Annotated in this window: 21 protein-coding genes; 13 read left to right on the top strand and 8 right to left on the bottom strand. The window is 72.0% G+C overall.

Annotated features, from left to right (window positions below; all coding sequences use genetic code 11):
* Positions 1-84: 84 nt before the first annotated feature.
* Together ACFWUY_RS03725 and ACFWUY_RS03720 are read right to left on the bottom strand one after the other, a co-directional pair.
* On the bottom strand, positions 85-1,287 hold the full coding sequence (locus ACFWUY_RS03725) for an NAD(P)/FAD-dependent oxidoreductase (protein WP_384101606.1): 1,203 nt from the start codon (positions 1,285-1,287) through the stop codon (positions 85-87).
* A gap of 93 nt (positions 1,288-1,380) precedes the next feature.
* The gene (locus tag ACFWUY_RS03720; protein ID WP_384101604.1) at positions 1,381-2,325 is read right to left on the bottom strand and encodes an RNA polymerase sigma-70 factor; all 945 of its coding nucleotides are present in this window, start codon (positions 2,323-2,325) and stop codon (positions 1,381-1,383) included.
* A gap of 242 nt (positions 2,326-2,567) precedes the next feature.
* Here ACFWUY_RS03720 and ACFWUY_RS03715 point away from each other — a divergent pair, with 242 nt between their 5' ends.
* From ACFWUY_RS03715 to ACFWUY_RS03665, 11 genes are all read left to right on the top strand, one after another.
* Positions 2,568-2,933: a PH domain-containing protein gene (locus tag ACFWUY_RS03715; RefSeq protein WP_017240499.1), complete on the top strand. Its 366-nt coding sequence runs from the start codon at positions 2,568-2,570 to the stop codon at positions 2,931-2,933.
* Between the two features lie 140 nt (positions 2,934-3,073).
* Positions 3,074-3,898 carry a BRO family protein gene (locus ACFWUY_RS03710; protein ID WP_384101602.1) on the top strand — a complete coding sequence of 275 codons (825 nt, stop codon included), beginning with the start codon at positions 3,074-3,076 and terminating at the stop codon, positions 3,896-3,898.
* Positions 3,899-4,044: 146 nt separating this feature from the next.
* Positions 4,045-4,938: a DUF2797 domain-containing protein gene (locus ACFWUY_RS03705; protein ID WP_384101600.1), complete on the top strand. Its 894-nt coding sequence runs from the start codon at positions 4,045-4,047 to the stop codon at positions 4,936-4,938.
* Between the two features lie 85 nt (positions 4,939-5,023).
* Positions 5,024-5,359 carry an antibiotic biosynthesis monooxygenase family protein gene (locus ACFWUY_RS03700; protein WP_384101598.1) on the top strand — a complete coding sequence of 112 codons (336 nt, stop codon included), beginning with the start codon at positions 5,024-5,026 and terminating at the stop codon, positions 5,357-5,359.
* Positions 5,346-6,269 carry an amidohydrolase family protein gene (locus ACFWUY_RS03695; protein ID WP_384101596.1) on the top strand — a complete coding sequence of 308 codons (924 nt, stop codon included), beginning with the start codon at positions 5,346-5,348 and terminating at the stop codon, positions 6,267-6,269. Before ACFWUY_RS03700 ends, ACFWUY_RS03695 begins: the two co-directional genes overlap by 14 nt.
* 115 nt (positions 6,270-6,384) lie before the next feature.
* Entirely contained in the window at positions 6,385-7,128 is a 744-nt protein-coding gene (locus tag ACFWUY_RS03690; protein ID WP_384101594.1) for a response regulator transcription factor, read from the top strand.
* Between the two features lie 6 nt (positions 7,129-7,134).
* Entirely contained in the window at positions 7,135-8,709 is a 1,575-nt protein-coding gene (locus tag ACFWUY_RS03685) for a sensor histidine kinase (protein WP_384101592.1), read from the top strand.
* 26 nt (positions 8,710-8,735) lie between these two features.
* On the top strand, positions 8,736-10,025 hold the full coding sequence (locus tag ACFWUY_RS03680; protein WP_384101590.1) for a glycosyltransferase: 1,290 nt from the start codon (positions 8,736-8,738) through the stop codon (positions 10,023-10,025).
* Positions 10,022-12,187, top strand: coding sequence for an ArnT family glycosyltransferase (locus ACFWUY_RS03675; protein ID WP_384101588.1), 2,166 nt, complete (start codon positions 10,022-10,024; stop codon positions 12,185-12,187). The genes ACFWUY_RS03680 and ACFWUY_RS03675 overlap by 4 nt, the downstream gene beginning before the upstream one ends.
* A 76-nt stretch (positions 12,188-12,263) precedes the next feature.
* On the top strand, positions 12,264-13,790 hold the full coding sequence (locus ACFWUY_RS03670) for an MFS transporter (RefSeq protein ID WP_384101586.1): 1,527 nt from the start codon (positions 12,264-12,266) through the stop codon (positions 13,788-13,790).
* 35 nt (positions 13,791-13,825) lie between these two features.
* A complete protein-coding gene (locus tag ACFWUY_RS03665; protein WP_384101584.1) occupies positions 13,826-14,614 on the top strand; it encodes a TetR/AcrR family transcriptional regulator in 789 nt (262 codons plus the stop codon).
* An 81-nt stretch (positions 14,615-14,695) separates the two neighbouring features.
* Here ACFWUY_RS03665 and ACFWUY_RS03660 read toward each other — a convergent pair whose 3' ends face one another.
* Together ACFWUY_RS03660 and ACFWUY_RS03655 are read right to left on the bottom strand one after the other, a co-directional pair.
* A complete protein-coding gene (locus tag ACFWUY_RS03660) occupies positions 14,696-16,306 on the bottom strand; it encodes an MDR family MFS transporter (protein ID WP_384101582.1) in 1,611 nt (536 codons plus the stop codon).
* A 15-nt stretch (positions 16,307-16,321) separates the two neighbouring features.
* Entirely contained in the window at positions 16,322-16,765 is a 444-nt protein-coding gene (locus ACFWUY_RS03655) for a MarR family winged helix-turn-helix transcriptional regulator (RefSeq protein ID WP_384101580.1), read from the bottom strand.
* 160 nt (positions 16,766-16,925) lie between these two features.
* On the opposite strand from ACFWUY_RS03655, the gene ACFWUY_RS03650 reads away from it, so the two are divergent.
* A complete protein-coding gene (locus ACFWUY_RS03650; protein WP_384101578.1) occupies positions 16,926-17,162 on the top strand; it encodes a hypothetical protein in 237 nt (78 codons plus the stop codon).
* A 143-nt stretch (positions 17,163-17,305) separates the two neighbouring features.
* Here ACFWUY_RS03650 and ACFWUY_RS03645 read toward each other — a convergent pair whose 3' ends face one another.
* Entirely contained in the window at positions 17,306-17,926 is a 621-nt protein-coding gene (locus ACFWUY_RS03645; protein WP_384101576.1) for a TetR family transcriptional regulator, read from the bottom strand.
* Between the two features lie 81 nt (positions 17,927-18,007).
* Here ACFWUY_RS03645 and ACFWUY_RS03640 point away from each other — a divergent pair, with 81 nt between their 5' ends.
* On the top strand, positions 18,008-18,964 hold the full coding sequence (locus ACFWUY_RS03640; protein ID WP_384101574.1) for an oxidoreductase: 957 nt from the start codon (positions 18,008-18,010) through the stop codon (positions 18,962-18,964).
* On the opposite strand, the gene ACFWUY_RS03635 is transcribed toward ACFWUY_RS03640, so the two are convergent.
* The 3 genes from ACFWUY_RS03635 to ACFWUY_RS03625 form a co-directional block, all read right to left on the bottom strand.
* On the bottom strand, positions 18,945-19,739 hold the full coding sequence (locus tag ACFWUY_RS03635; RefSeq protein WP_384101572.1) for a hypothetical protein: 795 nt from the start codon (positions 19,737-19,739) through the stop codon (positions 18,945-18,947). The two genes, ACFWUY_RS03640 and ACFWUY_RS03635, sit on opposite strands and share 20 nt — an antisense overlap.
* 63 nt (positions 19,740-19,802) lie before the next feature.
* Positions 19,803-20,717 (bottom strand): RNA polymerase sigma factor SigF, encoded by a 915-nt coding sequence (locus ACFWUY_RS03630; protein WP_384101570.1) that lies wholly within the window; start codon positions 20,715-20,717, stop codon positions 19,803-19,805.
* Between the two features lie 235 nt (positions 20,718-20,952).
* Positions 20,953-21,813 (bottom strand): RNA polymerase sigma factor SigF, encoded by an 861-nt coding sequence (locus ACFWUY_RS03625; protein ID WP_384101568.1) that lies wholly within the window; start codon positions 21,811-21,813, stop codon positions 20,953-20,955.
* Positions 21,814-21,931: the final 118 nt, after the last annotated feature.

The raw sequence follows: 21,931 nt of genomic DNA, 5'->3' as shown, positions 1-21,931 counted from the left end.
TACGGATCGGAAGGCCGCGCGTTCGAATTCCTCCGGGCGTCCATGGGCGAGAGGCCCCGGGCGAGGGTGGCGGGGCCTCCCGCGTCAGGCCGGGACCTGGGCGGGGGCGTCCGTTCGGGGCCGGTCGCGCAGGACGGGGCGGCGGCGGGTCGGGAGGCCGAGGGTGGGCTTGCCGACGCTCCAGGCCGCGCCCTTGCAGACCAGTTCCTTGTAGGTGGCGGCGAGCCGGCCCGTCAGGGCCGATCGGACGGCGCGGTCGTCGGCGGTGACGTACTGGATCAGGCCGTCCTTGCGGCCGAGCGAGATGCACTGGTTGAAGTAGCGGAGCGGCACCGTCGGGATCTTGCCACCGGTCAGGCGGGCCGCGATGGCGTCGGCCGCCTGCCAGGCCATGGGGCTGCCCGTGGCGCAGCACATCCGCAGCGGCTTGTCGCCGGGGCCCATGGCCATGGCGGCGTCACCTGCGGCGTACACGTCGGGGTGCGAGACCGAGCGCATGGTCCCGTCGACCACGATCTGGCCGGTGTCGGTGACCTCCAGGGCGGTGGACCGCGCGATCGGGTGGACCGCGAAGCCGGTGGTCCACACGGTGGCCTCGGCCGGCAGGGACGTGCCGTCGGCGGTCATGACCCGGTCGGCCGACACACCGGTGACGGCGGCCCGCTCGTGCACGGTGATCCCGAGCCCGTCGACGACCTTCCGCAGATGCCGGCGGCCCTTGGGGGAGAGCCAGTCGCCGAGGTCCCCGCGGACGGCGAGGGAGACGTCGAGGTCAGGGCGGGCCTCGGCGATCTCGGTGACGGCCTCCACGCCGGTGAGACCGCCGCCGACCACGACCACGTGCTGTCCGGCGCCCAGCCGCGCCAGGCGGTCGCGCAGCCGGAGCGCTCCGGGGCGGCCGGCGATCTCATGGGCGTGTTCGGCGGTGCCGGGGACGCCCTGGCTGTTCCAGCCGCTGCCGAGGGCGTACACGAGGGTGTCGTAGGTGAGTTCCTCCGCCTGCTCGCCCCCCGTGGTGGTGACGGTGACGGTCTTGCGGTCCACGTCGACGCCGGTGACCTTCGCGATCTTCAGTTCGACGCCGGTGCCCGCGAACATCTCGCCGAGGGGCCGGGGCGCGAGGTCCTGGCCGACCGCCAGCTGGTGCATCCGGACGCGCTCGACGAAGTCCGGTTCGGCGTTGACCAGGGTGATGGCGACGTCCTCGCGGCGCAGCCGCTTGGCGAGGCGCCCGGCGGCGATGGTTCCGGCGTATCCGGCTCCGAGAACGATGATGCGGTGCTGCATGTCCGTGCTCCTGTCTTCCGCGGGTTCGCCACCTGAACCGGGTAGCCCGAGGATTCCTGACAGGAGTCCGGTGTGAAGCAGGTCACATCGCGATCAGAAGGCCGTGAACAGGGGCTTTCCGTGGTCGGTGGCAGCCCACTGGCGGGTCGCGCGGACGAGTTTGTCGGGGTTGACCTGGTTGCGGAAGGCGACGATGCCCTCGGCGTCGATCTCCGGGCACATGACGCCGACCACCCGGCCGTCGACGACGGCCACCACGGCGGGGGCGCCGTTGGCGGTGGTGGTGTGGATCTCGGCCGAGCCGCCGACGAGGGCCCGCTTCGCCGGACCGGGCCGGAACAGGCCCCGCATGAACTTGGCGACCGCGACGGCGCCCTCGAACGCCTTGGCGCGGGCCGGGACCTTCCCGCCGCCGTCGCCGATCGAGACGGCGTCCGCGGTGAGCATCCGTACGAGTGCGTCGGTCTGCCCGCTGGTGGCCGCCGCGAGGAACTCCTCGACGATCCGCCGGGCCGCCGCCTCGTCGATCTCGGTGCGGGACCTCCCGTCCGCGACGTGCTTCTTGGCGCGGTGGAAGATCTGCTGGCTGGCCGCCTCCGTGAGGTCGAGGATCTCGGCGATCTCCCGGTGCGGGTAGCCGAAGGCCTCCCGCAGGACGTACACCGCCCGCTCGTTGGGAGAGAGGCGTTCGAGCAGGGTGAGCACCGCGTACGAGACCGATTCGCGCTGCTCGGCGGTCTCGGCGGGGCCGAGCATCGGGTCGCCGGCGAGCAGCGGCTCGGGGAGCCACTGGCCCACGTAGCTCTCGCGCCGCGCGCGGGCGGAGGTGAGCTGGTTGAGGCACAGATTGGTGAGGACCTTCGTCAGCCAGGCCTCGGGGACCTCGATGCGGTCCACGTCGGCGGCCTGCCAGCGCAGGAACGTCTCCTGCACGGCGTCCTCCGCCTCGCTCGCGGAACCGAGGAGGCGGTAGGCGATGGCCTCCAGGCGAGGCCTGGAGGCGGTGAACAGGTCCACGTCGTTCACGGTCAGGGCCATGCTCAGGATCCTAGCTCCCGTCCTCGCCGCCGGGCCGGTCGGCGCCTGACCCGTCGGCGGCTGACCGGGCGGGCGGCTGACCGGGCGGCGTCTGACGGCCGCCGCCGACCGGTCGCAGCCCGACCGGCGGGCACGCGGCCGGAGTTGTTCCGTCGGTGCGTCATGTGTCGGACGGGCGCCTTGCCTTGACGAGCCTCGGAGTCGGATGATCGTTCTTTCACTTCGAACGTGGGGGTTGGGGCATGGCACTCTTCGGGAACGCGCACGCGATCGATCCGGCGCAGGCGCAGCAGGACTTCGCGCGGCTGCTCGGCCAGGGGGAGCAGGTGCACGCCGCGTACCTGCTGATCCGCGACACGATCTTCTTCACCGACCGGCGGCTCGTGCTGGTCGACAAGCAGGGGATCACCGGCAAGAAGGTCGAGTACCACTCGATCCCGTACCGGAGCATCACGCACTTCGCCGTCGAGACCGCCGGCACCTTCGATCTGGACGCCGAACTGAAGATCTGGATCTCGGGCAGCCAGCTGCCCGTGCAGAAGACCTTCACCAAGGGCGTCGACATCTACGAGGTGCAGGCGATCCTGACGCAGTTCGTCGCGAAGTAGGCGTACGCGCAGGACGCACGCGCGGGGGAGGGGGTCTCGGGGAAATCCTGAGAACCCCTCCCCTTTTGGGTGAACCTGTCTGATTTGCATGTCAGTTGAATATGCCTTCGGCCTAACTTGCGTGGCGGAGGTGATGATCGATGGACGCGATCGACATCGATGACTTGGTGCACGCCGCCACCGGTACGCCCCTGCGGCGGCTGACCGCCCCCGACGGGACCCACTGGTTCCCGGTGGTGGACGTGGCGAGACGGCTGGGATACGCGGGGACCCGGCAGGTCCTGCGGACGGTGGAGCTGCCCGACGCGTGCCTGGCGTCCGCGCGGGAGCTCGCCGGAGGCGAGGAGTTCCCCGGCCGGAACGGGATCAGGGCGTCGACGCGGATGGTGAGCCTCCAGGGGCTCGTCCAGCTCGTCGGCGCGTGCCGGAGACCGGAGGCCGGGCCCTTCCGGGCGTGGGTGGCGGAGGTCGTGGCGGCGGTCCAGCGGTACGGCGGATACGGCCTCGAACCCTCCCCCGTGCACGCCGGGTTCGTCCTCCCGCCGGAGCTCGTCGACGTCCTCGTACGGCTTGAGGGGCGGTTCGACGAGCGGGCCCCCGCGTACGCCGAGCACACCGAGTACGCGGAGCTGCTCCGCGAGACCCGGCGGAGCCTCTCAAGGGTCGCCGACTCCCTTGAGCGGCTTTCCGTGCCCCGCCAGCGCACCGGCGCCGCCGTCGCGCTCACCCCGCAGGCGCTCGTCGAGTCCTGGGCCATCACCGGGGACGCGCGGACGGTCGCCGACTTCCTCGCGCCCGCCCTGATCCGGGGCGGGGTCCGCTACCGGACCCAGGACGTCACCCGGCGCACGGGTCTGTCCTGCGAGCGCGTCCGGGACTGCGTACGCCTCCTCATCGAGCGCGGCTGCATACGGGAGGTCGGCGGCCCGGACGCGGACGGGGCGCGGATCTACGTCCTGCCGTGAGGCACCCGCCGGTCCGGTGGCGCCCCCGGAGGCACCGTCCCGGGGGCGGGAGCGGATGTGGCGGAGACTGGACGGTGGCGGGGGAGCTCGCGTGGAGGCGGCTCGCACCGGAAGCGCCCGAGGAGCGGGTGCGGAGGAGGAGCGGCGTGGAGTGGCGGTGCCGGGGGATCACCTGGAACGGCGGGACACCCGGGCTGCGGTGGCAGGGCGGGAAGGTCAGCCCCCTCTCGTACGGGCAGGGGCTCGCCTTCCGGGCCGTGGGGACGCGGCGGTGCCCCGGCGCCCGGGGCAACCCCTGCCCGCTGGAGGCCGTCGTGCCCGGCCGGGTCACCGGCGGGCGGTGCGCGGAGTGCGCGCGGCTCGACCGGGCCCACTCGGTCGCCGCCGACACCTTCCTGGACGATCCGCAGCCGTACCGCGTGTACCTCGCCTGGTTCGGGCCCGGCATGGCCAAGGTGGGCATCACCGCCGAAGCCCGGGGCGCGGCCCGGCTCCTCGAACAGGGCGCCGTCACGTTCAGCTGGCTCGGGCGGGGTCCGCTGATGGCCGCCCGGCGGACCGAGGAGGTGCTGCGGCAGACGCTGGGGATCCCCGACCGGGTGGCGTACGAGCGGAAGCGGGCCGCCCGGCACGCCCTGCCGCCGGCCCCGGTCCGGGCCGGGGAGGTCGAGGAGCTGCACCGGCGCGCTCGGGCGGTCGGCGGCTGGACGGAGACCCTGAAGCCGCTGGAGTTCGCCCCGCGCGACCACGTCGAAGCCTTCGGCCTCGACGGGCTCCCGCCGCTCGCCGGCACCGTCACCGAACTGGTCGACGGGGGTGCCGTCAGCGGGCGGCTGCTCGCCGCCGCCGGACCCGATCTGCACCTGCTCGACCCCGGCGGGCGCTGTCTCGCCCTCGACACCCGGCTGATGGGCGGGTGGGTGCTCCAGGGAGCCGGGACAGGAACCGGGACAGGAGCCGGGGCGGAGGCGGAGTTCTCGGTGCCCGTGACGCCGGTGACGGCGGCAGAGCCCGAGAGCACCCAGGGGGAGCTCTTCTGAAGGCCGGCGAGCCCTTCGTAAAGTCTTGGATCCCTTTCCCCTGCGGCCGTGGACAGCCCGGCCCGGCCCCAGCGAGGGTGATCACATGACCCCGAAGCTGGTGGCGGGCATCGAACCGCCCTACTACACGGCCCTGTTCACATCCGTACGCCCCGAGGCGCCCGAGGGATACGCCGAGACCTCCTCCCGCATGCAGGAGATCGTCAAGGAGATCCCCGGCTTCCTCGGCTACGAGAGCGCCCGCACCCCCGGCGGCATCGGCATCACCGTCGCCTACTTCCGTGACCTGGAGTCCCTCGACGCCTGGCGCCTCGACACGGAGCACCAGGCCGCGAAGGCGTACGGACGGGAGCACTGGTACGAGAGCTACAGCGTCCACATCGGCAAGGTCGAACGGAGCTACAGCTATGAGCGGGAGTGACACCCCAACGGACACCGCAGTGGACACCCCGGCCGACACCACGACGGACATCGCCGCGCTGCTCGCGCGCCTCGGGATTCCCGGGCTCGTCGACGTGCACACGCACTTCATGCCGCAGAACGTCCTCGACAAGGTCTGGGCCTACTTCGACGCCGTCGGCCCCCTGACCGGCCTGGAGTGGCCCATCACCTACCGCGAGGAGGAGGAACGCCGGCTCGCCCTCCTGCGCGGCTTCGGGGCGGTCGCCTTCACCGCGATGCTCTACCCGCACAAGCCCGGCATGGCCGCCTGGCTGAACTCCTGGGCCGTCGACTTCGCCGCCCGTACCCCCGACTGTCTCCACACGGCGACCTTCTTCCCCGAGCCGGAAGCCGTCCGGTACGTCCACGAGGCGCTCGGCGCCGGGGCCCGCGTCTTCAAGGTGCACCTCCAGGTCGGCGGCTTCGATCCGACCGACATCCAGCTGGACGGTGTCTGGGGAGCCCTCGCCGACAGCGGCACCCCCGTCGTCGTGCACTGCGGCTCCGGGCCCGCCCCGGGCAGGTTCACCGGCCCCGGGCCCATGAGGCGGCTGCTCGCCCGTCACCCCCGGCTGCGGGTGATCGTCGCGCACATGGGGATGCCCGAGTACAGCGACTTCCTCGACCTCGCCCAGCGGTACGAGGGTGTCCACCTCGACACCACCATGTCCTTCACCGACTTCAGCGAGCGGCTCGCGCCCTTTCCCGAGGTGGAGCTCAAGCGGCTCGTCGACCTGGGCGACCGGATCCTCCTCGGTTCGGACTTCCCGAACATCCCGTATCCGTACGCGCACCAGCTCCACGCCCTCGAACGGCTCGGACTCGGGGACGACTGGCTGCGACGGGTCCTCTACGAGAACGGGGCCGCGTTGTTTCACGTGAAACCGTGAGTGCCCTGGCCCGCAGTTTCACGTGAAACCGGCCAGGGATCGCCGAGGCCCTTTCTCAGGGAATTCACAGGAAAGGGAAAGAGAGCTTTCAGCGGTGGCCGCGAGCGTGGATGCCATGACCGTCACCACACGCCGCCCCGGCACCCGCGCCGACATGCTCCGTGCCGACGGCACCGCCGTCCGTGTCCTCGTCGTCGACGACGAGGCCTCGCTCGCCGAACTCCTCTCCATGGCCCTGCGGTACGAGGGCTGGCAGGTGCGGAGCGCGGGCGACGGCGCCGCCGCCCTGCGCGCCGTACGCGAGTTCCGGCCCGATGCCGTGATCCTCGACATGATGCTCCCCGACGCCGACGGGCTCAGCCTGCTGGGCTCGGTCCGGCGTGAGCTCCCCGACGTTCCGGTGCTCTTCCTGACGGCGAAGGACGCCGTCGAGGACCGGATCGCCGGACTCACCGCCGGCGGCGACGACTACGTCACCAAGCCCTTCAGCCTGGAGGAGGTCGTCGCCCGGCTGCGCGGTCTCATCCGCAGGTCCGGGGCGGCGCAGGCGCGCAGTGAGTCGCTGCTCGTCGTCGGGGACCTGACCCTCGACGAGGACAGCCACGAGGTCACCCGGGGCGGGGAGTCGATCCACCTCACGGCGACCGAGTTCGAGCTGCTGCGCTACCTCATGCGCAATCCGCGCCGGGTGCTCAGCAAGGCCCAGATTCTCGACCGGGTCTGGTCGTACGACTTCGGCGGCCAGGCCAACGTGGTCGAGCTCTACATCTCGTACCTCCGGCGGAAGATCGACGCGGGGCGCGCCCCGATGATCCACACCCGGCGCGGGGCCGGGTACCTCATCAAGCCCGGGGAGTAGCGGTCCGTGTTCCGGCGCGCATGGCGGCGGCCGTGGTCGCTGCGGACCCGGCTCGTCGTCGCGGCGGTCGCGCTGATCGCGGTCGTCGCGGCCGTCATCGGCACGGTCACGACGATCGCGTTCCGCTCGTACCTGTACGACCGGGCCGACGAACAGGTCCGTACGGTCTCCAACCGGGCCGTGGGCCCGCCGGTTCCCATGGGCCTCGGCCCTGACCCGGGCCTGGGCCAGGACCTGCTCTGGTTCGTCGAGGGGCCCGTCCCGACCGGCACCCTCGGCGCGGTCCTGGTGGACGGTGAAATGACGTCGGCCGGATACTCGGCCGAGGCCGAGACCGAGAACGGCGGTCTGTACGGGCGGAACGTCCGGACCGAACTCGACGCGGCTCAGCGGGCCGCGCTCGCCGCCGTTCCGCGTGACGGGGAGCCGCACACCGTCGATCTGCCCGGCGGACTCGGCGCGTACCGGGTCGAGTACGCGGAGGGCAGCAAAGGGAAGTTCCTCACTGGCATTCCGCTCGCCGAGGTCGAGGACGCCCTCTCCACCCTCGTCCTCGTCGAGCTGAGCGTCACCGGCGCCGGGCTCGTCGCGGCCTCGCTCGCCGGGACCGTGCTCGTCGGGGTGGCCCTGCGGCCGCTGCGCCGGGTCGCCGCCATCGCCGGCCAGGTCGCCAAGCTGCCGCTGCACAGCGGCGAGGTGGCGCTCCACCAGCGGGTCCCGGAGGCGCAGGCCGATCCGCGCACCGAGGTCGGCCAGGTCGGCGCGGCACTCAACCGGATGCTCGACCACGTCCACTCGGCGCTCGACGCCCGGCAGCAGAGCGAGACCCGGGTCCGGCAGTTCGTCGCGGACGCCAGCCACGAACTGCGCACCCCGCTGGCCTCGATCCGGGGGTACGCGGAGCTGACCCGGCGCGGCCGGGAGGAGTGCGGGCCCGACACCCGGCACGCGCTCGGCCGGATCGAGTCCGAGGCGACCCGGATGACGGGTCTGGTGGAGGACCTGCTGCTGCTGGCCCGGCTGGACGCCGGACGCCCGCTGTCGTACGGGACCACCGACCTCGTGCCCCTCGTCGTGGACGCGGTCGGCGACGCCCGCGCCGCCGGACCCGAGCACCACTGGCGCCTCGAACTCCCCTCGGAGCAGGCGGTCCTACGGGCCGACGGCGCCCGGCTCCAGCAGGTGCTCGTCAACCTCCTCGCCAACGCCCGTACCCACACCCCGCCCGGCACGAAGGTCACCGCCCGCGTCCGTACGGAGCACGGCGCGGCGCTCGTCGACATCGAGGACGACGGGCCCGGCATCCCGTCCGAGCTGCTGCCCTTCGTCTTCGAGCGGTTCGCGCGCGGCGACGCCTCCCGCTCCCGGCACGCCGGATCCACCGGCCTCGGGCTCGCCATCGTGCGCGCGGTCGTCCTCGCCCACGGCGGCGAGGTGGCCGTCACGAGCGCCCCCGGCCGGACCGTCTTCACCGTCCGGCTGCCCGCCGACGAGGTGCCCCGCACGTACGCACAGGCGCCCGCCGACGAGGCCCCCCGCGCGTACTCACAGGCAGGCCACAGGCGCATCACACAGCCGTGACAGCGGCCCCGGCGAGTGTCGGTGTCATGCGAACCCCAACGATCGCGGACCCCGCGCCCGTGGCCTCCGGAAGGCCCGACGCCCTCCCCGCCCGGGAACACCTGCCGGTGAACATCGCGGGACGGCCCGTCCTGGACGTGGTGATCCCCGTCCACAACGAGGAGAAGGACCTGGAGCCGTGCGTCCGCCGGCTCCACGAGCACCTCCTCCGGACCTTCCCTTACGGCTTCCGCATCACCGTCGCCGACAACGCCTCCACCGACACCACCCCCGCCGTCGCCGCCGGCCTCGCCGCCGAGGTGCCCGAGGTGCGGTCCGTACGGCTCGAGGAGAAGGGGCGCGGCCGGGCGCTGCGGACGGTGTGGTCGGGCTCGGACGCGCCCGTCCTCGCCTATATGGACGTCGACCTGTCCACCGATCTGAACGCCCTGCTCCCGCTGGTCGCGCCGCTCATCTCCGGCCACTCCGACCTGGCGATCGGGTCCCGGCTGGCCCGCTCCTCGCGAGTGGTGCGTGGGCCGAAGCGGGAGTTGATCTCGCGGGCCTACAACCTGATCCTGCGCGGCTCGCTCGCCGCCCGGTTCTCCGACGCGCAGTGCGGATTCAAGGCGATACGACGGGACGTCGCCGAGCGGCTGCTGCCGATGGTCGAGGACACCGGCTGGTTCTTCGACACCGAACTCCTCGTCCTCGCCGAGCGGGCCGGGCTGCGCATCCACGAGGTGCCGGTCGACTGGGTCGACGACCCGGACTCGACCGTGCACATCGTCAGCACGGCGACCGACGACCTCAAGGGCGTCTGGCGGGTGGGGCGGGCCCTCGCGACGGGATCGCTGCCCCTCGACCGGCTGGCCAGGCCCTTCGGGGACGATCCCCGGGACCGCGAACTCACCGGTGTGCCGGGCGGTCTGGCCCGGCAGCTGGTGGGCTTCTGCGTGGTCGGGGTGCTCTCCACGCTCTTCTACCTCGCCCTGTACTCGGCCTTCCGGCTCGGCGTCGGCCCACAGTTCGCCAACGCCGCCGCCCTTCTCGTCTCCGCCGTCGCCAACACGGCGGCCAACCGGCGCCTCACCTTCGGGGTACGGGGCCGGGACCGGGCCGTCCGCCACCAGGCGCAGGGGCTCGTGGTCTTCGCCATCGGCCTCGCCCTGACCAGCGGTTCGCTCGCCGCCCTCGGCGCGGCGAGCGGTGATCCGGCGCACTCGACCGAGCTGGCCGTCCTGGTCGTCGCCAATCTCGCCGCGACCGTCCTGCGTTTCCTCCTCTTCCGGCTCTGGGTCTTCCCGGACCGCGTCTCCCCAAGGAACGAACGATGACCACCCCGTCCACCGCCGTCCATGCCGTGCCCCGTGCCCGCCGGCCCGCCCGGCTGTGGCGCGGACGCGCCGAGGACGCGCCCTGGGTCCGGCCCGCCCTCCTCGGCCTGCTCGCCGTGACCACCGTGCTCTACCTCTGGAACCTGAGCGCCTCCGGTTACGCCAACTCCTTCTACTCCGCCGCCGTCCAGGCGGGCGGCGAGAGCTGGAAGGCCTTCTTCTTCGGCTCGCTCGACGCGGCCGACGCCATCACCGTCGACAAGCCGCCGGCCGCCCTCTGGCCGATGGCCCTCTCCGTCCGGCTCTTCGGCCTCGGGTCCTGGCAGATCCTCGCGCCCGAGGTGTTCATGGGCGTGGCGACCGTCGCCGTGCTCTACGCGGCCGTACGGCGCCGGTTCGGCGCGGGCGCGGGCCTGATCGCGGGGGTGGTGCTCGCGCTCACACCCGTCGCCGCGCTGATGTTCCGCTTCAACAACCCGGACGCGCTGCTCGCGCTGCTGATGACGGTCGCCGTGTACTGCGTGCTGCGCGCCCTCGAACAGGAGGAGGGCGCGGCGAAGTGGCTCGTGTGGGCCGGGGTGGCCTTCGGGTTCGCGTTCCTCGCGAAGACCCTCCAGGCCTTCCTGATCCTGCCGCCGCTCGCGCTCGTCCACGCGGTCTGCGCGCCGGGCGCGATCGGGCGCCGGATCGGCCGGCTGGCCCTCGGCGGGCTCGCGATGCTCGTGTCGGCGGGCTGGTGGGTGGCCCTGGTCGAGCTGTGGCCTGCGTCCTCCCGGCCGTACGTCGGAGGATCGCAGAACAACAGCTTCCTGGAGCTGACCTTCGGCTACAACGGCCTCGGCCGGATCAACGGCAACGAGACCGGCAGTGTCGGCGGTGGCGGTGGCGGTGGCGGTCGCGGCGGCGGCCAGGGCGGCGGCTGGGGCGAGACCGGGATCGGCCGGATGTTCAACGACTCGGTCGGCGGCCAGATCTCCTGGCTCCTGCCGGCCGCGCTGTTCCTGCTCGTGGCGGGGCTCGTCGTCACCCGGCGGGCGCCCCGGACGGACACGGCGCGCTCCGCGTTCCTGGTGTGGGGCGGTTCGCTGCTGATCACGCTTGCCGTGTTCAGCTTCATGGCCGGCATCTTCCACGAGTACTACACGGTGGCCCTGGCCCCGTACCTCGCGGCGCTCGTCGGCATGGGCGCGGCCGTGCTGTGGGAGGAACGCACCCGTTGGCAGGCCTCGGCGGCCCTCGCCGCGACGGTGGCGGTGACGGCCTGGTGGTCCTTCACCCTTCTCGGGCGCACGCCGGACTGGCTGCCGTGGCTGCGCTGGGCGGTCCTGGTGGCGGGCGCGGCGGCCGCGCTCGGGCTGCTGTTCGCGGGCCGGGTGGACCGGCGGTTCGGGCTCGCGGTCGCGGGCCTCGGCCTGGCGGCGGGGCTCGCGGGCCCGTTCGCGTACACCCTGGCGACGGTGGGCACGGGACACCAGGGCTCGATCGTTACGGCGGGCCCGGCGGGCGCGGGCTTCGGCGGGATGCGCGGCGGACCCGGTGGATCCGGCGGGCGCGGGGACGGCGGGACGCGGATGCCGTACGGCCTCCCGGGCACCGGTCAGGCCCCCGCAGGCCAGGCCCCCGCCGACCAGGCCCCTGGCGGCCAGATCCGTGGTGGACAGGACCAAGGCCAGGGCCAGATGCCTCCGGGCCAGGGCTTCATGCCCGCGGGCCAGGGGCAGGCCCGGCCGCCCGGCACCGCCGGCGGCAACACCCCCGACGGTGAGCGAGGCGGCATGGGCGGCGCCATGGGAGGTCTCCTCGACGGCGCCAATGTCGGGACGGAGGCGAAGGCGGCCCTGCTCAAGGACGCCGACGACTACACCTGGGTCGCCGCCGCGGTGGGTTCCCAGAACGCGGCCAGTTATCAGCTCGCCACCGAGAAGCCGGTCATGGCGATCGGCGGCTTCAACGGCAGCGACCCGTCGCCGACGCTCGACCGGTTCAAGCAGTACGTCGCCGAGGGCAGGATCCACTACTTCATCTCGTCCGGAGGGGGCGGCGGAGGTGGCGGCATGGGCGGCGACGGCACCAGCGCCGAGATCGTCGCCTGGGTTCAGGACACCTTCGAGGCGGTCACCGTCGGCAGCTCCACGTTCTACGACCTGACGGCCGGGAAGTAATCGCTATACAGCGTACGAGAAGCCCTTGTACGGTGTACGAGACTCAGTCCCGTACACCGTACAAGGAGCTCTGCCCATGACGGCGCCGACCGCCGCGACCGAACCGACCGCCACCGGCGGCCACCCGCAGCGCTGGCTGATCCTCGGCGTCATCTGCCTCGCCCAGCTCACCGTGCTGCTCGACAACACCGTGCTCAGCGTCGCCATCCCCGCGCTGACCACCGAACTGCACGCCTCCACCAGCGACATCCAGTGGATGATCAACGCCTACTCGCTCGTCCAGTCCGGCCTGCTCCTGACCGCGGGCAACGCCGCCGACCGCTACGGCCGCAAGAAGCTCCTCGCCGCCGGCCTCGCGCTCTTCGGTCTCGGCTCGCTCGCCGCGGGACTCGCCGACTCCACCGCCCAGCTGATCGCCGCCCGCGCGGGCATGGGCGTCGGCGGCGCGCTCCTGATGACCACGACCCTCGCCGTCGTCATGCAGATCTTCGACGACTCCGAGCGGGTCAAGGCCATCGCGCTCTGGGCCACCGTCAGCTCGCTCGGCTTCGCCGCCGGGCCGCTCATCGGTGGCGTCATCATCGAGCACTTCTCCTGGGGAACGATCTTCCTCATCAACATCCCGGTGGCGCTGATCGGCCTGATCGCCGTCCTCAAGCTCGTACCGGAGTCGAAGAACCCCCAGGGCGACCGTCCCGACCTGCTCGGCGCGCTGCTCTCCACCATCGGCATGACCGCCGCCGTGTACGCGATCATCACGGGCCCCGAACACGGCTGGACCTCCGCCGAGGTGCTCGTCCCGGCCGCGATCGGCGTCGTCGTCCTCGCCGCCTTCGCCCTGTGGGAGCTGCGCGTCCCGTACCCGATGCTCGACATGCACTTCTTCCGCAACCAGAAGTTCGTCGGCGCCGTCGCCGGCGCGATCCTGGTCATGTTCGGCATGGGCGGCTCGCTCTTCCTCCTCACCCAGCACCTGCAGTTCGTCCTCGGCTACGAGCCGCTCGAAGCCGGTCTGCGGATGGCACCGCTCGCGCTGACCGTCGTCGCGCTCAACCTCACCGGCGTCGGCCCGCGCATCGTGACGAAGCTCGGCACCCCGCCCACCGTGGCCGTCGGCATGACCCTGGTCGCGGCCGGTCTCGGCTCGATCGCCGTGATCGGCGGCGGCACGGACGGCACCTACTGGGGCATGCTCCTCGGCCTGGTCCTGATGGGCATCGGCCTCGCCGTCTCCAACCCGGCCATGGCCAACGCGATCATGAGCGCGATCCCGCCGGAGAAGGCGGGCGTGGGCGCCGGCGTCAACGGCACCCTCGCCGAGTTCGGCAACGGTCTCGGCGTCGCCGTCCTCGGCGCCGTGCTCAACGCCCGCTTCGCCGCGCTCGTCGCCGTCACCGCGACCTCGCTGCCCGCGGCCCTCGCGGCTGCCGGGAGCGACGCCGAACGGGCGGAGATCTCCGACGCCTTCGCCTCCGGCCTGCAGACCAGCCAGCTGGTGGGCGCCGTCGCCGTCTTCGCCGGCGGTCTGCTCGCGGCGGCCCTGCTCAGGCGGGCCGAGCGCACGGAGAAGACCCCGGCCGCCGGGAGGACGCTCGCTGCCTAGCATGGTCACGGACCACTGACAGACGGAGGAACGCGATGGTCAAGGCAGCGGATCGGGCGAAGAACCCGGCGCGTTCCAGCGTCTGGCTGGAGAACCGGGCCGCCCGCAGCGGGGGCGGCCCGGCCGGGCTCGACCGGGACCGGATCGTCGCCGCCGCGATCCGGATGCTCGACGAGGAGGGCCTGGCCGGACTCTCGATGCGCAAGCTCGCGACGGATCTCGGCGTCACGGCGATGTCCCTGTACTGGTACGTGGACACCAAGGACGACATCATCGAGTACGCCATCGACACCGTCTACGGGGAGATCGACCTCGCGGCGGTCGACGCCGCCGGGGGCTGGCGGGAGCGGACCAGGGTGCTCGCCCTCGACTACCGCCACATGCTGGTGCGCCACCCGTGGATGTCACCGTGCGCCGGGCAGTACCTGAACATCGGTCCGCACGCGATCGCCGTCGGGGGCAAGATCCAGGAGGCGATCAAGGACACCGGCCTGCCGACGGACCGCCAGCCCAGCGCCATGTCGGCGGTCTTCCAGTTCGTGTACGGCTACGGGACGATCCAGTCCCAGTTCGAGCGCCGTGCGGCGGAGGCCGGCATGTCGCAGGACGACTTCTACGTGGAGTCGATCAAGGCCTTCCGCGACGACCCGGCGTTCCTGGAGACCCTCGAACCCATGGCGGAGATCCTCGACGAACGGGCCTCGCACGGCACCGTCAGCCAGATCTGGGACCGCGACTTCGACTACGCCCTGGACGTCCTGGTCGCCGGCATCGAGGCCATGGTTTCACGTGGAACCGAAGAGCCGGGCGGTACGGAGAGATGACGGAGCGGCGGGCCGTCCCCTGCCCGCCGCTCCGTACCGGCCCGGCCGCGCCTCCGCTCGAAGCGCGGCCGGGAGTCTTTCTCAGCTCTCCTTCGACGAGCCGCTCTCCTTCGACGAGCCGCTCTTCAGGGCGACCTCCTTGATGAACAGCGTCACCAGGAAGGCGAGCAGCGCGAAGGGCGCCGAGTAGAGGAAGACGTCGGCGACACCGTGGCCGTACGCGTCCTCCATGACCGTGCGGATCGGGGCCGGCAGCTTGTCCATGTCGGGGATGGAGCCGCCCGAGCCGCCCTGGCCCATGGCGCCCGCGGCCTTCGGACCGAGGTCGGCCAGGCCCTCCTTGACGTAGTTCGTGACCCGGTGGGCCATGACCGCGCCGAGCGCCGAGACACCGATCGCACCGCCGAGGGAGCGGAAGAAGGTGACGACGGAGGAGGCGGCGCCGAGGTCGGCGGGGGCCACCTGGTTCTGCGTGCAGAGCACCAGGTTCTGCATCATCATGCCGATGCCGAGGCCGAGGACCGCCATGAAGAGCGCGATGTGCCAGTACGCCGTGTCGTAGCGGATCGTGCCGAGCAGACCGAGCCCGCCGGTGGTCAGGGCGCCACCGCTGACCAGCCACGCCTTCCACTTTCCGGTCCTGGTGATGATCAGGCCGGAGGCGGTGGAGGAGACGAACAGGCCCGCGATCATCGGGATGGTGAGGACGCCGGACATCGTCGGCGACTCGTTCCGGGCCAGCTGGAAGTACTGGCTGAAGAAGACCGTGCCGGCGAACATCGCGACGCCCACGAAGAGCGAGGCGAGCGAGGCGAGGGTGATCGTGCGGTTGCGGAAGAGGCGGAGCGGGATGATCGGCTCGCTCGCCTTCGACTCGACGAGGACGAAGACCCCGCCGAGGGCGATCGAGCCGAGCACCATCGCGGCCGTCTGCCAGGACATCCAGTCGTACTTGTCGCCCGCGAAGGTGACCCAGATGAGGAGCAGGGAGACGGCGGCGCTGATGAGGAGGGCACCGGCCCAGTCGACCTTGACCTGACGCTTCACGACGGGGAGCTTGAGGGTCTTCTGCAGGACGAAGAGCGCGAAGATCGCGAACGGCACGCCGACGTAGAAGCACCAGCGCCAGCCGAGCCAGTCGGTGTCGGTGATGACGCCGCCGAGCAGCGGGCCGCCGACGGTGGCGACGGCGAAGGTCGCGCCCAGGTAGCCGCTGTACCGGCCGCGCTCACGCGGGGCGATCATCGCGGCCAGGATGATCTGGGAGAGGGCGGTCAGACCGCCGACGCCGATGCCCTGCACGACACGGCAGGCGATGAGCATGCCGGTGCTCTGTGAGAGGCCGGCCACGATCGAGCCCGCGACGTAGATGAGCAGGGCTGCCTGGACGAGCAGCTTCTTGGAGAAGAGGTCCGCGAGCTTGCCCCAGAGCGGGGTGGTCGCGGTCATCGAAAGCAGCGCGGCGGTGACCACCCAGGTGTAGGCGGACTGGCCGCCTCCCAGGTCGGTGATGATCTGGGGGAGGGCGTTGGAGACGATCGTCGAGGACAGGATGGCGACGAACATGCCGAGCAGCAGCCCGGACAGCGCCTCCATGATCTGCTTGTGCGTCATCGGTGCGGTCTCGCCGCCGCCGGTTCCGGTGCCGGTGAGACCGTCCCGCGCACCGGTGTCGGGCGTGGTCGTAGCCATGAACTTCCTTTGTTCTCAAGCGTGGTGGGCCCGGCAGTCCCCGAAGGAGTCGCGGAGGCGGGCGAGCAGGTGGGCGAGGTGTTCGACGTCGTCGTCGGACCACTCCGCGAGGTGGCGGGAGAAGGCCTGCGTGACCCGGCGGTCGAGTTCGCCGAGCATCGCGTGGCCCGGCCCCGTGAGTCGGAGGATGCGGGAGCGCCGGTCGTCCGGGTCGGGCAGACGCTCGATCCAGCCGTGTTCCACGGTGTGGGCCACATGGCGGCTGCACACGGACATGTCGACGGCCATGAGTTCGGCGAGCCGGCTCATCCGCATGTCGCCGTGGTGCTTGACCAGGGCGAGCACGGCCGCCGAGCCGCCCTGGCATTCGACGGGCAGGGCGCGGGCCAGTCCGCGCTTCACGGCTCCGATCGCGCTCACCGAGCGGGCGAGCTCCTCGTACCGGCTCCGTGTCTCCATCGGGTACCTCCGGGCCATCTTGTTGCTTAGGGCAACCATAGAGATGGATGGTTGCTTCAGGCAAACTAAATCGGTCAAACAGCGCTAAAGAATCGGCAAAGGAGCGCGGGGCGGCCGGAGGGTTGGGGGCCCCGCCCCGACTTCGCTAGGGTCCTGGCCCATGGCACACAACCCGCAAGCACCGTACGGCCAGGGCCAGGCTCCTCAGGGCCAGAACCCCCAGGGTTACGACCCCGCCGGCAACACGCAGATGTTCCGCGCCTTCGTCGACGAGGGTGCCCCGCAGCAGCAGCCGCAGGCCGTGGCCTCCTCGGGCGGCCCGCGGGTCGGCCTGATCGTGGGCGTGATCGCGGCGATCGTCGTCCTGGCGGTGGCCGCCTGGCTGGCCCTGAGCTGACCGCTCCCCTCGTTCCCCGCACCCCGGTGGGCCGGATCCGCGTCACGCGGACCCGGCCCACCTTGCTTTTACGGGGAGGGGCCAGGGGATGCGGCGGCTCCGGCCGCCACGCCGTCGCACCGCCATGGCGATACGGAGTACCGCTATGGCGATGCGGAGTCGAGTGCGGGCGCGAGCACCGCGAAGGCCTCTCCTATGAGCACCCTCGCGTCCGCGGTGCTCTCCCGTCCCTGCCCCTCGCTCCACCGGTGCAGCACGGCGTCGAAGGCGGCCAGCGCCATGCCCGCGGCGAGCCGGGGGTAGAGGTCGGTGCCGGGATCGAGGCCCCGGCGGGCCGCCAGCTCCTGTGTGAGCTCCTCGCGCCATTCCGCCTGGTGCTCCAGGAAGCGGGCGAGCAGCGCGGGCGTCCGCAGGATCAGCCGGACCACCGGCAGGGCGCGCTCGGAGTGCTCCTCGCAGGTGGCCAGGGGGACGGAGACGGCGTGCAGCAGCGCCTCGGAAGGGCGCTCCCCGGCAGGTCTGGCGGCGAGCCCGGCCCGCATGTCGGCGCCGAGGTCGGCCAGGAACTGGACGACGACGTCCTCCTTGGACGCGAAGTACCGGAAGAAGGTCCGCTTGGACACCCCGGCGGCGGTCGCGATCTCGTCGACGGTCACCGCGTCGAAGCCCTTGCGGGCGAGCAGCTGGAGGGCCGCTTCGGTGAGCTCGGTCGCGACGAGCTGTCGTTTGCGCTGAGCGAGGCAGGACTCGGGGCGGGTGGTCACGGGCCGATGGTAACGCCGTGCCCTCCACGGCACCCACTGTCATGCTTGACACTCGGTGACACAGACGGCAACGTGTGCCGCATGACCAAGAAGCAGAGCTGGACCGCCGACCGGATCCCGGACCAGACCGGGCGGGTCTTCGTCGTCACCGGAGCCACCAGCGGCCTCGGCCTCAGCACCACCCGGGAGCTCGTCCGGCGCGGCGGGCGCGTCATCCTGGCCGTACGGGACGAGGCGAGGGGCCGCGCGGTCGTCGACGGCCTCACGGCGGGCGGGGTGCCGGCGGGCCTCCTCGACGTGCGCCGGCTCGACCTCGCCGACCTCGATTCGGTGCGGGTCTTCGCCGACCGGATGCGCGCGGAGCACCCACGTCTCGACGTGCTCGTCAACAACGCCGGCGTGATGGCCCCGCCCCGCACCCTCAGTCGCCAGGGCCACGAGCTCCAGTTCGCCGTCAACCACCTCGGCCACTTCGCGCTCACCGGGCTGCTGCTCGACCTGCTCACCGCCAATGGAGGGCACGGCCGGGATCCCCGGGTGGTCACCGTCAGCTCGATCAAGCACCGCCAGGGCCGTCTCCGCTTCGACGACCTCACCGGTGCGCACGGGTACGCACCGATGGCCTTCTACGACCAGTCGAAGTTCGCCAACGCCGTCTTCGGGCAGGAGCTGCACCGCCGCCTGACCGAGGCCGGCAGTCCGGTCCGCAGCGTCCTCGCCCACCCCGGCTACACCGCCACGCGCCTCCAGACCCGGGACACGAGCGGTCTGACCCGGCTGTTCTTCGGGTACGTCGCGAATCCCCTGATCGCCCAGACGCCGGAACGGGGCGCGCTGCCGCAGCTGTACGCGGCCACCGCACCGGACGTCACGGGCGGCGAGTTCATCGGCCCCGACGGCCCGGGGGAGTTGCGCGGCGCCCCGACCCGCGTACGCCTCTCGGACGCGGCGGCCGACCCCGAGACGGGCCGCAGGCTGTGGGAACTCTCCGAACGCCTGACCGGGGTGCGCTTCCCGGTCACTGCCAGACGGCGGTGACCTTCCGGGTGTCGATCCGCATGCCCAGCGGCACCCGCCAGGAGTCGACGCAGACGGTGTACGTCTCCGTCCGCGCCGTCCCGGCGGCGATCGGCGCGGGCAGCGGCCGGGTGGAGGTGAGCGTCGCCCAGTCGACGCCCAGGGCGCCGATGACGTGCGTGGCGAAGGTGGCCGTCCCCGAGCGGACCGCCGTGCCGCCGCTGTTCCGGAAGGTGACCGTCACCCGCTCGCACCAGCGCCGGTCCCCGTCCGCGAGGACGGGCGCGGAGACGGTGAGCAGGGCGGGTCCGGGTGCGGGCGTGGGGGACGGCGTGGGCGTGCCGGTGCCGGGGGCCGGCCCGGTGGGCGGCGGTGCGGAGGGGGTACGGGGAGGGGTGCTGCCGCCGGGGCGCGGAGTCGGCCCGCCGGTGGCCCCGGGCGCGATCGTCGGAGCCGTACTCGACCCCGTATCCGTGCCCGTACTCGTATCCGTACCGGAGGGCCCGGAAGCGCCGGAGGTGCCCGAGGGGGCGGCCGCTGCCGGCGTACCCGGGACCGGGACGGGGAGCGGGTCCGGGGCCGGTGACGGGGAAAACGTGCTGGACGTCGTCTCGTCGGCGCCCGGGCTGTCCAGGGGGATCAGGGTGACCGCGCCCGAGGGAGTGGCCGCGCCTTTCGGTGAGGGCCCGGCGCCCACCGCCGCGTACCCCTCGCCGTCTCCTCCGCCGCCGCAGGCGGTCAGCGCTCCACCGAGGCAGAGCGCCACCGCCACGAGTCCCGGCTTCCTTCGCCTCATGGGCGCCAGTGTGACTGACGCTCCGTCAGCAAGGGAGTCCTTTCGCGGAAGTTCCTCCCGCACTCAGTCGGCGATGAGCCCCTCGCGCAGCTGGGCGAGGGTGCGGGTGAGCAGTCGCGAGACGTGCATCTGGGAGATGCCGACCTCTTCGCCGATCTGCGACTGGGTCATGTTGGCGAAGAAGCGCAGCATGATGATCTGCCGCTCGCGGGGCGGCAGTTTGGCGAGCAGCGGCTTGAGCGACTCGCGGTACTCGACGCCTTCGAGCGCCGTGTCCTCGTAGCCGAGGCGGTCGGCGAGCGAGCCCTCGCCGCCGTCGTCCTCGGGCGAGGGGGAGTCGAGCGAGGAGGCGGTGTACGCGTTGCCGACGGCGAGCCCGTCGACGACGTCCTCCTCCGACACCCCGAGCACGGCGGCGAGTTCGGGCACGGTGGGCGAGCGGTCGAGCTTCTGCGCGAGCTCGTCGCTGGCCTTGGTGAGGGCCAGGCGCAGCTCCTGGAGCCGGCGCGGGACCCGCACCGACCAGGAGGTGTCGCGGAAGAAGCGCTTGATCTCACCGACGACCGTCGGCATGGCGAACGTCGGGAACTCCACGCCCCGTTCGCAGTCGAAGCGGTCGATCGCCTTGATCAGGCCGATGGTGCCGACCTGGACGATGTCCTCCATCGGCTCGTTGCGGGAGCGGAAGCGGGCCGCCGCGTACCGCACGAGGGGGAGGTTGAGCTCGATGAGCGTGTCGCGGACGTAGGTCCGCTCCGGGCTGTCGCCGGCGGCACCGTCGGCGTCGAGGGCGCGCAGCCGCAGGAAGAGGGAGCGGGAGAGGGTGCGGGTGTCGAGGGCTCCCGACGTGACGGCCATCGGCGGAGGCGCGGTCGGGGGCGTCTCCGTGCTGTCGGTCGCGGTCGGCGCCGTCGTCTGCGTGGGCACAGGGACGGGCGTGAGCGTGAGCACCTTCGAGCTGCCCAGTTCTGTGGACATGCCACCCCCTTGAGGTCGCGGACGGTCGCGGTGGCCGCGACCATCTGAGGAACGCAGCCTCCACCTGAATACCGGCGGCGGGGCTGCGGCAAACTCGGTTCCAGCAGAATGTCACATGTCGGCAACACGCTGTAGTGACTTGTCGACAAGAGGAGAGTGCATTTCCGCAGGAAACAAGGGGTGTACGGCATTTGGGGCGCGGCGGAACTACTCCGAACCGGTCTACCCGTTCTGATTACGCCTCGATCCTGTTTGCGGATCTCAATCGTGCGAAGCTGCGGGCGAGGAGCCTTGACACGTGCATCTGGGAGACGCCGAGCTCCTGGCTGATCTGGGACTGCGTCAGATTGCTGTAGTAGCGCAGCATCAGGATCCGCTGCTCCCGTTCGGGCAGTTGTACGAGCAGGTGCCGGACGAGGTCGCGGTGCTCGACCCCGGCGAGGGCCGGGTCCTCGTAACCGAGCCGGTCGAGCAGTCCGGGCAGCCCGTCACCCTCCTGCGCGGCCTCCAGGGAGGTGGCGTGGTACGAGCGTCCCGCCTCGATGCAGGCGAGCACCTCGTCCTCGCCGATCCGCAGCCGCTCGGCGATCTCCGCCGTCGTGGGGGAGCGGCCGTGCGCGGTCGTCAGGTCCTCGGTGGCGCCGTTCACCTGCACCCAGAGCTCGTGCAGCCGGCGCGGCACGTGCACGGTGCGGACGTTGTCGCGGAAGTACCGCTTGATCTCGCCGACGACGGTCGGCATCGCGAAGGTGGGGAACTGCACGCCCCGGTCGGGGTCGAAGCGGTCGATGGCGTTGATCAGGCCGATGGTGCCGACCTGGACGACGTCCTCCATCGGCTCGTTGCGCGAGCGGAAGCGGGCCGCCGCGTACCGCACGAGCGGCAGGTTGGCCTCGATGAGGGCGCCGCGCACCCGGTGGTGCTCCGGAGTGCCCGGCTCCAGGTTCTTGAGCTGCCCGAAGAGCACCTGGGTGAGGGCTCGGGTGTCCGCGCCGCGGGTGCTCTGGGGCCGGGTGTTCTGGGGCCGGGGGCGCGGGGCCTCCGCGCCCCCGGCCTCGTGCTGGGGCGGGACTTGAGGTGCTGTACTGGCCGGCACGTTCACGCCACCCCTTTGGCTGGTCTTGCTGGTCGACTGGGTCAACTACGGTCAACTCATCCATCAAAAGCGGTCATAGCATCACAAGACATGTCCACTGTGTGCAAGCACCGCATAG

It is taken from the genome of Streptomyces sp. NPDC058664 (genome assembly GCF_042716635.1).
Classification (GTDB): Bacteria; Actinomycetota; Actinomycetes; order Streptomycetales; family Streptomycetaceae; genus Streptomyces.
Note: the sequence above shows the minus strand (reverse complement) of the source record. Positions and strands in the feature narration are given on the sequence as shown.